This window comes from Burkholderia sp. FERM BP-3421, assembly GCF_028657905.1.
Classification (GTDB): domain Bacteria; phylum Pseudomonadota; class Gammaproteobacteria; order Burkholderiales; family Burkholderiaceae; genus Burkholderia.
In genome coordinates, this window is record NZ_CP117781.1 from 1397469 (window position 1) to 1410202 (window position 12734).

Below are 12734 nucleotides of genomic sequence, written 5' to 3' on the forward strand. Positions count from 1 at the left end.
GGCGGTCAGCCCGCTGGACGGACGATGAGGCTCGCTGCATGAAGATTGCAATCCCCGATTCGGCGCCGCGCGTAGGGACCACGCATGGCTGCCGGTAACAGTAAAACAGCGCCCGGAGCGGCTCCTCGCGAGCCCGCCCGAAGGCGCGCCGCTTTCGAGCAAGGCGGAGCGTGTGGAGAAGACATGGGTTCGGATCACAACAAGGACGGCCTCAAGCGCGGGCTGAAGAATCGCCACATCCAGCTGATCGCGCTGGGCGGCGCGATCGGCACGGGGCTCTTCCTCGGCATCGCCCAGACCATCAAGATGGCCGGCCCGTCGGTGCTGCTCGGTTACGGCGTGGCCGGCATCGTCGCGTTCTTCATCATGCGGCAGCTGGGCGAGATGGTGGTCGACGAGCCGGTGGCCGGCTCGTTCAGCTACTTCGCGAACAAGTATTGCGGGCACTTCACCGGCTTCCTGTCGGGCTGGAACTACTGGGTGCTGTACATCCTCGTCAGCATGGCCGAACTGTCGGCCGTCGGCATCTACGTGCAGTACTGGTGGCCGGGCGTGCCGACCTGGATGTCGGCGCTGGTGTTCTTCGTCGTCATCAACGCGATCAACCTCGCGAGCGTGAAGTCGTACGGCGAGACCGAGTTCTGGTTTTCGATCATCAAGGTGGTCGCGATCATCGGCATGATCGTGTTCGGCGCTTTCCTGCTGTTCACCGGCCAGGCCGGGCCCGAGGCCGGCGTCGCGAACCTGTGGCGGCACGGCGGATTCTTCCCGAACGGCGTGAGCGGCCTCGTGATGTCGATGGCGGTGATCATGTTCTCGTTCGGCGGCCTGGAGCTGGTCGGCATCACCGCGGCCGAGGCCGACGATCCGCGCCACAGTATCCCGCGCGCGACCAACCAGGTGATCTACCGCATCCTGATTTTTTACATCGGCGCATTGGGCGTGCTGCTGTCGCTGTATCCGTGGGAGAAGGTGGTGTCGGGCGGCAGCCCGTTCGTGCTGATCTTCCACGCGCTCAGCAGCAACCTCGTCGCGAACGTGCTGAACCTCGTCGTGCTGACGGCAGCGCTGTCGGTGTACAACAGCGGCGTGTATTGCAACAGCCGGATGCTGTACGGCCTCGCGCAGCAGGGCAACGCGCCGCGCGCGCTGCTCAAGGTGAACCGCCGCGGGATTCCGCTCGTCGCGCTCGGCGCGTCGGCGCTCGCCACCGCGCTGTGCGTGGTGATCAACTACTTCATGCCGGGCAAGGCATTCGAGCTGCTGATGGGGCTCGTCGTGTCGGCGATCATCATCAACTGGGCGATGATCAGCCTGATCCACCTGAAGTTCCGCCAGGCCAAGCGCGCGCTCGGCGAGGACACCGTGTTCAAGAGCCTCGGCTATCCGCTGACGAATTACCTGTGCCTCGTGTTCATGGCCGGCATCCTGGTCGTGATGTACCTGACGCCGGATCTGCGGCTGTCCGTGTACCTGATCCCGGTGTGGCTCGCGGTGCTCGGCGTGGGCTACCGGTTTCGCCAAAAAAACGTGGGTTATGATGCGCAACGGAGCGGCGCCTCGGCGCGTTGAGCAGGCTTCCTCGAATTTTCCATCAGTCAGAAACCGCCATGTTTGAACATATCGATGCGTATCCGGGCGATCCGATCCTTACGCTGAATGAGAATTTCCAGAAGGATCCGCGCACCCGCAAGGTGAATCTGAGCATCGGCATCTACTTCGACGACGCCGGCCGGATCCCCGTGATGGGCGCCGTGCGCGAAGCCGAGGCCGCGCTCGGCGCGGAGCCGGGCCCGACGCCGTACCTGCCGATGACGGGGATGGCCGCGTATCGCGCGGCCATCCAGTCGCTGGTGTTCGGCGAAACCAGCGACGCGCGCCGCGAAGGCCGCATCGCGACGCTGCAGACGCTTGGCGGCTCGGGCGCGCTGAAGGTCGGCGCGGACTTCATCCGGCGTTACTTCCCGGATGCGCAGGTGTGGATCAGCGATCCGAGCAGGGAGAACCACCGCTTCATCTTCGAGCGCGCGGGCTTCACGGTGAACACCTATCCGTACTACGACGAGGCCACGGGCGGCCTGCGCTTCGACGCGATGCTGGCGGCGATCGACACGCTGCCCAAGCGCAGCGTCGTGCTGCTGCACGCGTGCTGCCATAACCCGACGGGCGTCGATCTCGACGAGGCGCAATGGCTGAAGCTGATCGACGTGCTGCAGGCGCGCGAACTGCTGCCGTTCGTTGACATGGCGTACCAGGGGTTCGGCGCGGGCCTCGACGACGACGCGTTCGCGGTGCGCGAGATCGCGCGTCGCGGCATGCCGGCGTTCATCGCGAATTCGTTCTCGAAGAACTTCTCGCTGTATGGCGAGCGCTGCGGCGGCCTGAGCGTGATCTGCGAGGACGCCACGGCGGCCGAGCGCGTGCTGGGCCAACTGGCGAGCGCGGTGCGCGCGAACTACAGCAATCCGCCAACGCATGGCGCGAAGGTCGTCGCGAAGGTGCTGACGACGCCCGCGCTGCGCGCGCAGTGGGAAGAGGAGCTGGCCGCGATGTGCCGGCGCATCGCGAAGATGCGCAGCGCGATTCACGACGGCCTGCGGACGCACGTGCAGGGCGAGGCGCTCGCGCGCTACGTGAAGCAGCGCGGGATGTTCACCTATACCGGGCTGACCGAGACGCAGGTCGAGAGCCTGCGCAACGACCACGGCGTATATGTGCTGCGCTCGGGGCGGATGTGCGTCGCGGGCTTGAACGAGTCGAATGTCGGGATTGTGTCGGAGGCGATCGGCGCGGTGCTGGCAAGCGGTGTCTGAGGCGCGCAGCATGCGCTGAAAGCGGAAAACGGCGAGGCGCAGCCTCGCCGTTTTGCTTTGGGGCGTCACATGGCGCGTCGTGCAGGATGAAGACCGGGAGGGGTGATGAGCATCAGCATCGTCAGGCTTGGCGCGCCGCGCGGCGCGGATGAGGGCGTGCGCATCGGCACGGTGCGCCGGCCGCCGCGCGGGGTGCCGAGGGCGGAGTTCGCGTCGCGGGACTATTACGACGTGTGGCTACCGACACTGTCTCCGAGTGCGGAGCTGGTGGCCGAGGCGCAGGCCGCGACCACTGATGTGCAGTGGCGCGTGTTCGTCCGCAAGTTTCGCGCGGAGATGGGCCACGGCGATGCGGAGAAGGTGTTGGACACGCTCGCGGCGCTGTCGGCGAGCACGCATTTCGCGATCGGATGTTATTGCGAGGATGAGGCGCGCTGCCATCGCGGCGTATTGCGGCAACTGCTGGCCGAGCGCGGGGCGGTGATCCGCGGCGAGCCGGGCTGAATCCGATCGCGACTGGAGCGGGGCGCGCGAATTTGAACGATGCCGGTTCCGATGCATGTGACGCACTCAAGGATGCGTCTGTCCGGATTGAAAAAATGTCCGGGTTCCGGTCGCCTGTCGTTCGGATAAGGGAGGCTTGGTGGCGTGGATGCATCGGCGCATCGGCGCATCGGCGCGCAAGGGCGCGTGGCGACAGGCTGCAACCCACGAAACGCCTCGTCCATAGTTTTTCTATAGGCTGCGCCAAGATATCGTTGATTGTAAGAAAAATGAAATTTCCGGATACTTAAAAAAAGAAATTTCTGGCGCTGCCTGCGATGCCTGGTCCGAAGGTTTGGAAAATCTCTCGAGTTGCCTTCCACCTGTACGAAGCGCCGATTTCGCGCTCAACGGGCGATCGGATCGGATCAGGTTCGACGGCGTAGGCTGCCACCCCGGCAGCAGCAGGGCGAAGGTGCTGCCTTGCTTTAGACCGACCCATGACGAGTTCCTATTTGCCTGTCCATGGCTCCGGCGCTTTGGCCTTGGTGAAAATATAGCTGTCCGAATGGATGATGAGGCGGGTGGCCGGGGGTTGGAAGGGCGTTCAAGTGTGTGAATGGAGGATGGGCGTGCGAAGAAGGTGCATTGGCGTTGGTTCATTGAAGCTGGTTTTGTTTTTCCATTCGAGGAGGCCCTGCCTTCAATGAACTCAACCGAGGAGAGTCGCGAGTTGTTCGAGAAATACAATCTGGTCAGCCAGCGATTGGGATACGAAAAAATCAGTTTGCTGCCGGCGGAACTGCGCGGTGGCGGCGATATTTCCTATGTCGCGCCATATATCTCGACGGCGCTCGTCGGGATCGGCGCGAATGGCAGCGGTGAGCATTCGCCACAGGAAACGCTCGATGTCGATTCCCTGGTCACGCAATCGCAACGGGCCGGATTGCTGATGCTTGATTTGATCAAGTGAAATGTCCGGCAGGAGAACGATGATGAAAATTCCGATGCTCTTTGCGATGCTCGCGATGGCGTCGTGCGCGACCCAGGCCGCCGATGACGTGATCCGCTATCGCGTCGCCAATTCGACCGTTCCCGTTGCGGCTGCCGTCGAGATTCCGGCAACTGCCTCGCTTGTCTACCTCTCCGGCAAGACGCCGCCGGTGCAGCATGCCGAATATCGGACGGACGACATACGGGCCTACGGCGAAAGCACCCGGCAGCAGGCGGAGGGGATCTTCAAGGCGATTGAGCGATCGCTGGGCGAGCTCGGGCTGGGGCTTGGCGACGTCGTCAAAATGCAGGTCTACTTGGTTGGGGACCCGGCAAGCGACGGCAGGATGGACACGCGGGGTTTCATGGAAGCATACGTGCGGTTTTTCGGTACCGAGGCGCAGCCCAATCTTCCCGCGCGCACCCTGGTCCAGATCGCCGGCCTGCCGAATCCAGGCTGGCGGGTGGAAATCGACGTTGTCGCCGCGCGCGTCAAGCCCTCTCGAACGGACGCGAATACCTGATTGCGCCGGCGGATCGAGTGCTTTCATTCGATCACGAGGCATTTCGATTTGATACTTTCACATGAACAGAAGAACATTCCTCATCATGGGTAGCGGCATGCTCGGTGGGTTGCCGCGACTCGCCGCCGCATTCGAGTCAGTCGATCTCGAGGCGGCCATGGCCGCGCTCGAGAAAGACTCGGGTGGGCGGCTCGGCGTGTCTATCCTGAAGACGGGTGCCGGCCAGGCATTCGGCCACAGGGCGCACGAGCGATTCCCGCTTTGCAGCACCTTCAAGTGGCTCGTCGCCGCGCACGTACTCCACCATGTGGACGGTGAGCGACTCAGCCTGAATCGTCGCGTGTCGTTTTCCAAGGCGAGCCTGATGGATTGGTCTCCGGTCACGCGGCGGCACGCCGACGGGCAGGGCATGACGATCGGCGATCTGTGCGAGGCGGCCATCACCGAAAGTGACAATACCGCCACGCAGTTGCTGCTCGACAAACTGGGCGGGATCGCTGGGTGGAACGGGTACGTGCGCTCGATCGGCGATCCCGATACGCGCCTCGATCGAGGGGAGCCTTTCCTGAATGAGGCATTGCCCGGCGATATCCGAGACACGACCACGCCGTCTGCGATGGCGGCCAATCTGAGTCGATTGCTGCTGGGAGACGGGCTCAGTCCGGCATCCCGGGAACAGTTGACGCGATGGATGGCCGCGACGAAATACAGCGGCGCGCGGTTCCGTTCCGGAATGCCCGACGGATGGCGCCTTGCCGATAAGACGGGAAGCGGAAATGCCGGCACGGGCGCCGCGGGTGACGTCGGTGTGTATTGGTCGCCGACGGGCCAACCGATCGTCGTCGTCGCGTACCTTGCCGAGGCCAAAGTCGAATCGAAACAGCAGGACGCCGCCATCGCGGATGTCGGGCGATGGGCGCGAAGTTTCGCCTTGTCCTGACGGATCGAGGGCGTCAAGGCGGTTCGGAGGCAGTGCCGAATCGTCTTGTCGAGGCCAGGCGGCCGCCTCGATCAAGGCGGCGGGAAAACGCATGCGTCGTGCGCGATGGGTGCCGCGCCGGGGCCGTCAATGATCGTCCCGCCATTCCATCTTCTGAACGCTGACGCCGGGTTGGCTCGCGAGCGGCTCCCATTCCGGCAGGAACCTGAAGCCTTGCCGCTGATAGAGCGCGACGGCCGACGCGTTGTCCGGCGCGACGCTCAGCACGACCCGCCGATATCCGCGCGCCACCGCGCGCGCCTTGATCGCGCCGACGAGTCGGTCCGCGATGCCTGCGCCGCGGCATTCGGGGCGCACCCACATCGCGATCAGGTGGTATTCGTTCGACGCGCCGACGCTGTCGCCGATCAGGCCCACGGCCTGCTCTTGGCGGATCGCCAGCAGGAATTCGGGCGGGGTCTTGCTCGATGCGCGGTCGCGCCATTGCTGCTCGCTGTACGCGGACGCGATCGCATAGCTGAGGCCGAACGCGGCGGGGCTGTCGCGCAGCGCGTCGAGGCGGATCGACTTCAGGGCGGCCCAGTCTTCTTCCGTGGCCGGGCGGATGGTGACGGCGAGCGTCTCGATGGACATGAAGGCTTTCCGAAGATTGACCGAATGATGTTGCGTGACCGGCTCATGCCCGGGCGCGTGCGCCGAAAACGACGCGCTGCGTTGCCGATGCGTGGGCCGACGCGTTGTCGGCCGCATTCCAGCCTGATCCAATCAGGCCGGACGCGACAGCGCTACGCGCTTCACGAACGCGCTTTTTTCCCTTTGCCCGCGCGCAACGTCGCCGTCGTCATGCCGGCCGCGGCGGCGCGCGTCTGCTTCGTGCGGGCAGGGCGCGCGGCCTCGGTTGGGGGCGGCTCCTGCGGCAGCGAGGGAAACTCCGGACGGTCGTCGTCGAACAGCGGCAACGTGCCCACCGCGATCAGCTCGGCCGGCCCGTCGCCGAGATTGGCGAGACGGTGGCGCTGGTGCGCGTCGAAATGCAGGGAATCGCCGGGACCGAGCCGATACTCCTTGCGTCCGATCGTATAGCGCACTTCACCGGACAGGATGAACACGAACTCGTCGCCGCTGTGCGCGACCCATTCCGAGCAATAGCCTTCCTTCATCTGCACCTTGACGGCATTGAGCTGGCTGCCCGTGAAGCTCGTCGACAGGCGTTCGTAGCACTGCTGCGTCGCGCGGATCGCGTACGATTCCCGGCTGCCCTGATGAGAGTCCGGCTGATCCTGGCGCGGCTGGTCGAGCAGCGTGCCGAGCGGCGTGTTCAACGCCTTCGCGACGTTGACGAGCGACGAGATGGAAATGCCCGTCAGGTTCCGCTCGACCTGGGACAGGAAGCCGACCGACAGGTTGGCCTCGGTGGCGACTTGCAGCAGCGTCTTTTTCAGCTCGCGGCGCAGGCGGCGAATGCGTCCGCCGATATGCATGATGTCCGAATCCATGAATCTCCCACGAGGCGACAGTTGGCTGACGTGCCGATGCGGGCGCGTCCCCCGCGCGCTCGCGCATCCGTCTGACTCTATCCAGCGAAGTCGTCCCGACGGCAATGCCCGTGCATTGTACCGCGCCTGTTTTTTTGATCGTCAGTCCGATGGACAGGGAACCGCCCGGTTGTGAATTGTCACATCGCGTGAGATTTTAGTCTCACTAAAATTTTAGCTTGACGTAAATTCGGGGCGACTGTAACTTTTTCGTCATTCCCGGGCGGCCTGACAACGACAACAAGGACCCACGATGATCGATCGACTGAAATACCACTTTTCCGATGTGCCGGACTATGAGGCGTCGCTGGCCGGCACTCATGCGGGCTTGTCCGCGCTGCTGGATGCCGGTGGGCTCGATGCATTCATCGTGACCGCGCAGGACGAGTACCTGACCGAATACCTGCCGCGTCAGAACAACCCGCGCTATGCGCTGTCGGCGTTCGACGGCTCGACCGGCAACGGCATCTTCCTGAGCGAGGGCGCCGCGGCGCGGCTCGGGATTGCGCAGCGGTTCGTGCTGTTCGTCGACGGCCGCTATCACTTGCAGGCCGACACGCAGTGCGATCCCGCGCGCGTGCAGGTCGAGAAACTGCCGCTCGAACTCGGCATCTGGCAGGCGATGGTCGAATGGCTGGCCGCGCGCGCCGGATCGCTGCGCGTGATCGGCTACGACGCGTTGCGTCTCAGCGTCGCCGAGCGCGAGCGTCTGGTCGCGGGCACGGCCGCGGCTGACTTCACGTGGCGCGCGCTCAGCGCGCGCGAGGCCGATCGCGCGATCGGGTTGCCCGGCTGGCGGATCGCAAGGCCGATCTTCAGCGTGCCGGCTTCGGTCACGGGGGCGCGCGTCGCGGATCAGGTCGCGGCGCTCGATGCGCGCCTGCGCGCGCATCTCGGCCGCGACGACGCGGCCATCTGCTTCCTGACCTGCACGGCCGACGATCTCAGCTATCTGCTGAACAGCCGCGGTTATCACCTGCCGCAGGCGTCGTCGCATCTCGGTTATCTGTTCGTGCTGCGCGATGCGATCGTGTTGTTCCTGCCGGACGGTTGCGACACGTGCCCGGTCGAGCTTGAGGCCGGTTCCGCGTTGCAGGTGGTGCGGGGCGATCTCGCCGCGCTGGCGCGCGTGCTGCGCGGCTTCAGCGTCGACACGCTTTGCTATGACACGTCGGTCGTGAATTGCGCGGTGCCGGATTTCGTGACGGATCTCTGGCCGGCGGCGCGTCATGTCGATTTCAGCCCGGTCGAGGCCATGCGCGCGAGCAAGACGCCCGAAGTGCTCGACCAGTTCCGCGATGCGTTCTCGCGCAGTTCGGCCGCGATTGCCGAGACGCTGCGCTGGGCGAAGCGCGGCGTGCCGGGCGAGTCGCCGTCGGAGGTCGATCTGGCGCGCCGGATCAACGACGAGTACGGCGCGCGCGGCGCGGTCGCGCTGACGTTCACGACGATCGCCGCGAATGGGCCGCATAGCGCGATCACGCATTACACGGCGGCGGATCCGGATACCCGGTTGACCGAAGGCGAACTGGTGTTGATGGACAGTGGCGCGTATTACGACGCGGGCTTCGCGACCGACTGCACGCGCGTCGTGCTGCGCAGCGCGACGCCCGGCACGCGCGCGCAGCCGTGGCAGAAGTCGATCTATACGATTGCGCTGAAAGCCGCGATCAGGGGGCTCGTCACGCATTTCCCGGCGGATGCGCTGGGCGGCGACGTGGACGACGCGGTGCGCGAGGTCTGCCGCGCGCAGGGCTACGACTATGCGCACGGCACGGGACACGGCATCGGCATCCACGTGCACGAGGGCGGCGTGCGCTTCAGCCCGGGTTCGACCTATGGGCTGGTGCCGGGGGCGGTGATCTCGGTGGAGCCGGGCATCTATCTCGCGGGCCAGGGCGGGGTGCGGATCGAGAACGTCGTGATCATCCACCCGTCGACATGCGAGGCGGGCAAGGTCGAATTCGAGAATATCGTGTGGGTGGGGTATGACTGGGACCTGATCGACCTGGATCTGCTCGATGAGGTGGAGCGTGATTATCTGCGCGGCTACGAGCGTGCGTGCGTCGAGCGGGGGACGTCGGTGACGGCGTGTCCGTTGCTGGGATAGGCGAGAGGCGGTAGGTTTGGTGGTGGGTGATGGCGCGTACTTGTGCCGTCACGTGATGCTCCGGTCGTTGCAACGACGACTGGACTTTTCCTGATTCGCCCGATGTCTAGCGGCCGGATCTGCGCATTGAGCGGAAACCGCAACGGGACGCCGCAGGGTACGCGCGAGCGCGTACCGGTGTCGGTCGATTGACGATTTCCCCGCGAGTGAATATCCCGAATTTTCGACGGTGCACGGAAAGCGAGACACCTCCTTTCCGTGTCGACGCTCGACGTATCTAAAAATCAATAAAAAATAAGTGCGGCGAGAAGAGTCGATGGTGGTGCGCGGCATGCGCGCCGCTTGCTTGGAAAGCATTTTCTACGATTTGTGTCGGCATGCTTTTCCACTTGCGCCGTTGCTCCGGCAAGGGGCGGGGGAAAGTGAAGGCAGGTGTGGAGGTGATTGGGGATGGGCGGCTTATGCGTCTGGCCGTAGACTCGCCTCGCTGCAAGTTCTGTAGGTGACTGGCCGCCGTCGTGGTTGACTGTCCTCGTGTGGTTTTGAAGATTCGCGAGCTGTTCGCGGCCGTTCATCTCGGTTTTTCATAGCACGCCCCGCTATTTATGTCGGTGACGTAGCTCGGCAAGAGCGCGCCGATGCCGTTGCGGGCGCACGGATTGCGTCGGGATGGTGGTGATTAATTGAGAGGACTGCCACTTGAAACGGAATTTTCTCAGAGTGGGTGATCATTCGTCTTCCGGTGGCACGGTCGTGGACAGCATCCCGACGATGAGCTGCGACGGAGTTGGGCTGACCTTCGTCGGCGCGAGAGTGACTTGTCCGACCTGTGGTCAGGTTGGGGTCATCGTTGCGGCAGGACCGCGCTGGCCGGGTGAGCTGATGGGCCGTCAAGCGGCGTTGGAGGGCGACACGGTGGCTTGTGGGTGCAGGCCGCGTCCGGCGATGATCGCGTTGCAATCCGGGATGTATCAGTTCTTCGAATCCGACGCACTCGTCAAAATGGGCTTCTCAGCTACAGGTGGTCCGGTAGTGCTGGATCTCGGGACACCCAGGCCGTCAGAAGGTTTCTGCCTGTCGTGCATGATTGCGGCCGCCAAGCGTGCAGCCTCTATGATCGTTCGCGGGTGACGGACGATGCGCATTCATACCTTCTTTGCAGCATGGCAGCAGCGGGCGGGCCTTCCGGTTCGTCTGTTCGCGCTCGCGGACGGCCTGTTGTTTTCTGAACTCGGAGGCTCCGCACCACAGAGGGCAGGCGAGTCGGCGATAGCCCTGCTCGATGGAACGCCGGATGCGTCACTCGCGAATGCTGGCCCCTGGCTGTTCGACTATGCAACGGTTGAAGGTCCGGTCCAGTGCGTGATTGAGCAAATGGCGCGGGGTGAGTATGGGGTGAACTGGATCATCAGTGCCTATCGTCCGGGTCAACTTGCGGGAGAGCTTCGCGAACGACTGGAGGGCGCGTTGCCGGATGGTCGATCCGTGATGCTTCGCTACTACGACGCTCGTGTGATGCGCCATTTCGCTCCGGCGCTGAGTGTGACCGAACGGACAGTGTTCTTCTCGCCCACTTTCGATTGGCTGATCGAGATCGACGGACAGTTATTCAGGGCGCATCCTCATGCCGCTTAATCTCACGCCTGCTCATCTGTCGGCGCTTGCGGAGGGCGAGGCTCGCAACTTCGTGGATGGTGTGCGACGCGACATGATAAAAGCCGATCCTGCGTTGACGCAGGGCACTGACCTTCGGAATCGACTATGGGAGGCGTATCAAGCCGCCCATGCGCTTGGCATTCAGGACAGCGAGCACCTCGTTCAATTTCTGAAGGTCGAAGCATATTCGCCGAGCTTCTATGCGAAACCCGCAACGCATGCCTGGCTGACCAAACCCGGTCGCAGTGCAGATGAGCGTTTTCACGTCTACGTTCAGGAAGTCACCTGGCGATCACAACATCCTGACAGCTTGAAGGGAGTCCCACATGGCAGTACCGTTTATCCCCCTGGTGACAGCGTTAGCGGCGGAGGCGGGTCCGGCATTGTCAGCTATTGGAAGCGCTTTATTGGGCGGGGCGGCGGTAGCGGGGATCGGTAGTCTCCGAGGTGACGTCAGCAAGGGGGATGATCGGGCGAAGTCGAGAACGGAATCGCGAACAATCTCGGATTCAACCGAACCTTGCAAGAAATGTCCGCCGGAGCAGACGGGTGCACTCATGCGAAGCAGGCACGGCCCAAACTGGCCTGCTTATCGGTATCAAGCCCGTGTGACAGGCTTTGCGTTCGACACGGAGAATTGCCGTTGGAGTGATGAGTGGGAGTGGCTAGGGATCGATTTTGATGGGTTCAGGGCGAATGAATGCCTGCTACAGGAAGCCAAGGGGAACTACGATCAGTTCCTCGATGGGTCTATCCCCAGAGCGACAGATTTCTTCACGGGGTGGGATGGGATGATGGAGCAGGCGCTGGAGCGGGCCAAGAAGGTGAAGGCAAATCCACCCACGCGACTCAGGTATTATTTTCAAGGACCGCTGACGTATCAGAAGATGTCGAGTCGCTTTCGCTTCCTCGGTATTGAGTCAGAACACTTTCCGTAAGAAAGCATCATGAAAATTGAGAGCATCATCAAGGCGGATGGGATTGCCCCGACGAATTTCGCCCTGACCTTTGCCAAAATTGGCGCAGTAATCGATGCGATGGCGGCCGGCGATGCGTCCGTCGCTCGCTCGAATTGGCGCATGAGGGGCGATACCCTCGAAGAAGCACAAAAGACTTCCGTGTATGCGGCTGATGGTTCGCCGGACCCGGCGGTGCTCACGGAGCTGGATGGCAAATACCAAGGTCAGGGTAGCGCTGTCATCGGAATTTGGCTAAACGTGGCCGGCGATGACGTAGGCGGTTCGATTGAGACGATGGCCTGCGGGGGGGATTTTCCGGATGTCGTCACCATTGACGTGCGAGGTGCGTTTCTCGATAGCAAGGAGCTTGTTGCCAGTGTGGTGAAGCGGCTGGCGCTGGAGTTTTCACCTGCGGTTGTTACTGCAGCGCCTGGCGGGTATGAGCAAAAGCAGGCATTTGATGATCGTCCCGGCGTCGGTTGGATGCTGTACCTGCCCATCGAATTTACCGCCCAGCAAATTCCGGAAGCGCAGGAACTCATACCCGTGCATTCAGTTGACGGCAAGAAGCGGCTTGGCACGATCCTCGTCAGCATCAAGGACGAGGTGTTCTCGATCGACAACGAGGAGCACTTGGTCGTTGCTCACAACATCGAAGCGCGGCTTATTTCGATGGATCTTCTGCCGCTGCTGGGCGAGATCGGTTGAGCGTCGGACGTCT

The 12734-nt window shown here is 63.2% G+C and carries 14 protein-coding genes; 12 read left to right on the forward strand and 2 right to left on the reverse strand.

The genetic code is table 11. The features are described from left to right. Positions 1–183: 183 nt before the first annotated feature. The 6 genes from Bsp3421_RS09140 (at position 184) to bla (ending at position 5753) form a co-directional block, all read left to right on the forward strand. Entirely contained in the window at positions 184–1572 is a 1389-nt protein-coding gene (locus Bsp3421_RS09140) for an amino acid permease (protein WP_273998143.1), read from the forward strand. A 38-nt stretch (positions 1573–1610) separates the two neighbouring features. Next, entirely contained in the window at positions 1611–2813 is a 1203-nt protein-coding gene (locus Bsp3421_RS09145) for an amino acid aminotransferase (protein WP_273998144.1), read from the forward strand. Positions 2814–2918: 105 nt separating this feature from the next. Next, positions 2919–3317: a DUF488 domain-containing protein gene (locus Bsp3421_RS09150; RefSeq protein ID WP_273998145.1), complete on the forward strand. Its 399-nt coding sequence runs from the start codon at positions 2919–2921 to the stop codon at positions 3315–3317. Positions 3318–3915: 598 nt separating this feature from the next. Further along, the gene (locus Bsp3421_RS09155; protein ID WP_273998146.1) at positions 3916–4269 is read left to right on the forward strand and encodes a hypothetical protein; all 354 of its coding nucleotides are present in this window, start codon (positions 3916–3918) and stop codon (positions 4267–4269) included. 22 nt (positions 4270–4291) lie between these two features. Further along, the gene (locus tag Bsp3421_RS09160; RefSeq protein WP_273998147.1) at positions 4292–4813 is read left to right on the forward strand and encodes a Rid family hydrolase; all 522 of its coding nucleotides are present in this window, start codon (positions 4292–4294) and stop codon (positions 4811–4813) included. Positions 4814–4874: 61 nt separating this feature from the next. Beyond that, entirely contained in the window at positions 4875–5753 is an 879-nt protein-coding gene (gene bla, locus Bsp3421_RS09165) for a class A beta-lactamase (protein WP_273998148.1), read from the forward strand. A 126-nt stretch (positions 5754–5879) separates the two neighbouring features. On the opposite strand, the gene Bsp3421_RS09170 is transcribed toward bla, so the two are convergent. Continuing rightward, positions 5880–6386, reverse strand: coding sequence for a GNAT family N-acetyltransferase (locus tag Bsp3421_RS09170; protein ID WP_273998149.1), 507 nt, complete (start codon positions 6384–6386; stop codon positions 5880–5882). 161 nt (positions 6387–6547) lie between these two features. Beyond that, positions 6548–7249, reverse strand: a complete 702-nt coding sequence (locus Bsp3421_RS09175; RefSeq protein ID WP_273998152.1) for a helix-turn-helix domain-containing protein — start codon at positions 7247–7249, stop codon at positions 6548–6550. Between the two features lie 292 nt (positions 7250–7541). On the opposite strand from Bsp3421_RS09175, the gene Bsp3421_RS09180 reads away from it, so the two are divergent. The 6 genes from Bsp3421_RS09180 to Bsp3421_RS09205 all read left to right on the forward strand — a co-directional run bounded on the left by Bsp3421_RS09180 (position 7542) and on the right by Bsp3421_RS09205 (position 12721). Further along, complete coding sequence (locus Bsp3421_RS09180) at positions 7542–9398, forward strand: M24 family metallopeptidase (RefSeq protein ID WP_273998154.1); 1857 nt, start codon at positions 7542–7544, stop codon at positions 9396–9398. Between the two features lie 699 nt (positions 9399–10097). Beyond that, positions 10098–10529 (forward strand): PAAR domain-containing protein, encoded by a 432-nt coding sequence (locus Bsp3421_RS09185; RefSeq protein ID WP_273998155.1) that lies wholly within the window; start codon positions 10098–10100, stop codon positions 10527–10529. 6 nt (positions 10530–10535) lie between these two features. Next, on the forward strand, positions 10536–11033 hold the full coding sequence (locus Bsp3421_RS09190; protein ID WP_273998156.1) for a DUF4123 domain-containing protein: 498 nt from the start codon (positions 10536–10538) through the stop codon (positions 11031–11033). Next, entirely contained in the window at positions 11023–11493 is a 471-nt protein-coding gene (locus Bsp3421_RS09195; RefSeq protein ID WP_273998158.1) for a hypothetical protein, read from the forward strand. The genes Bsp3421_RS09190 and Bsp3421_RS09195 overlap by 11 nt, the downstream gene beginning before the upstream one ends. 118 nt (positions 11494–11611) lie before the next feature. Next, the gene (locus tag Bsp3421_RS33985) at positions 11612–11992 is read left to right on the forward strand and encodes a restriction endonuclease fold toxin 5 domain-containing protein (protein ID WP_337995275.1); all 381 of its coding nucleotides are present in this window, start codon (positions 11612–11614) and stop codon (positions 11990–11992) included. Positions 11993–12001: 9 nt separating this feature from the next. Continuing rightward, positions 12002–12721 (forward strand): Imm52 family immunity protein, encoded by a 720-nt coding sequence (locus Bsp3421_RS09205; RefSeq protein ID WP_273998161.1) that lies wholly within the window; start codon positions 12002–12004, stop codon positions 12719–12721. Positions 12722–12734: the final 13 nt, after the last annotated feature.

Bases quoted from the DNA above. Each gene is read 5' to 3' on its own strand.
- Bsp3421_RS09205 (WP_273998161.1), top strand. From the start codon at position 12,002: ATGAAAATTGAGAGCATCATCAAGGCGGATGGGATTGCCCCGACGAAT.
- Bsp3421_RS09140 (WP_273998143.1), top strand. From the start codon at position 184: ATGGGTTCGGATCACAACAAGGACGGCCTCAAGCGCGGGCTGAAGAAT.
- Bsp3421_RS09155 (WP_273998146.1), top strand. From the start codon at position 3,916: ATGGAGGATGGGCGTGCGAAGAAGGTGCATTGGCGTTGGTTCATTGAA.
- Bsp3421_RS09170 (WP_273998149.1), bottom strand. From the start codon at position 6,386: ATGTCCATCGAGACGCTCGCCGTCACCATCCGCCCGGCCACGGAAGAA.
- Bsp3421_RS09160 (WP_273998147.1), top strand. From the start codon at position 4,292: ATGAAAATTCCGATGCTCTTTGCGATGCTCGCGATGGCGTCGTGCGCG.
- bla (WP_273998148.1), top strand. From the start codon at position 4,875: ATGAACAGAAGAACATTCCTCATCATGGGTAGCGGCATGCTCGGTGGG.
- Bsp3421_RS09145 (WP_273998144.1), top strand. From the start codon at position 1,611: ATGTTTGAACATATCGATGCGTATCCGGGCGATCCGATCCTTACGCTG.
- Bsp3421_RS09150 (WP_273998145.1), top strand. From the start codon at position 2,919: ATGAGCATCAGCATCGTCAGGCTTGGCGCGCCGCGCGGCGCGGATGAG.
- Bsp3421_RS09175 (WP_273998152.1), bottom strand. From the start codon at position 7,249: ATGGATTCGGACATCATGCATATCGGCGGACGCATTCGCCGCCTGCGC.
- Bsp3421_RS09190 (WP_273998156.1), top strand. From the start codon at position 10,536: ATGCGCATTCATACCTTCTTTGCAGCATGGCAGCAGCGGGCGGGCCTT.
- Bsp3421_RS33985 (WP_337995275.1), top strand. From the start codon at position 11,612: ATGCGAAGCAGGCACGGCCCAAACTGGCCTGCTTATCGGTATCAAGCC.
- Bsp3421_RS09180 (WP_273998154.1), top strand. From the start codon at position 7,542: ATGATCGATCGACTGAAATACCACTTTTCCGATGTGCCGGACTATGAG.
- Bsp3421_RS09195 (WP_273998158.1), top strand. From the start codon at position 11,023: ATGCCGCTTAATCTCACGCCTGCTCATCTGTCGGCGCTTGCGGAGGGC.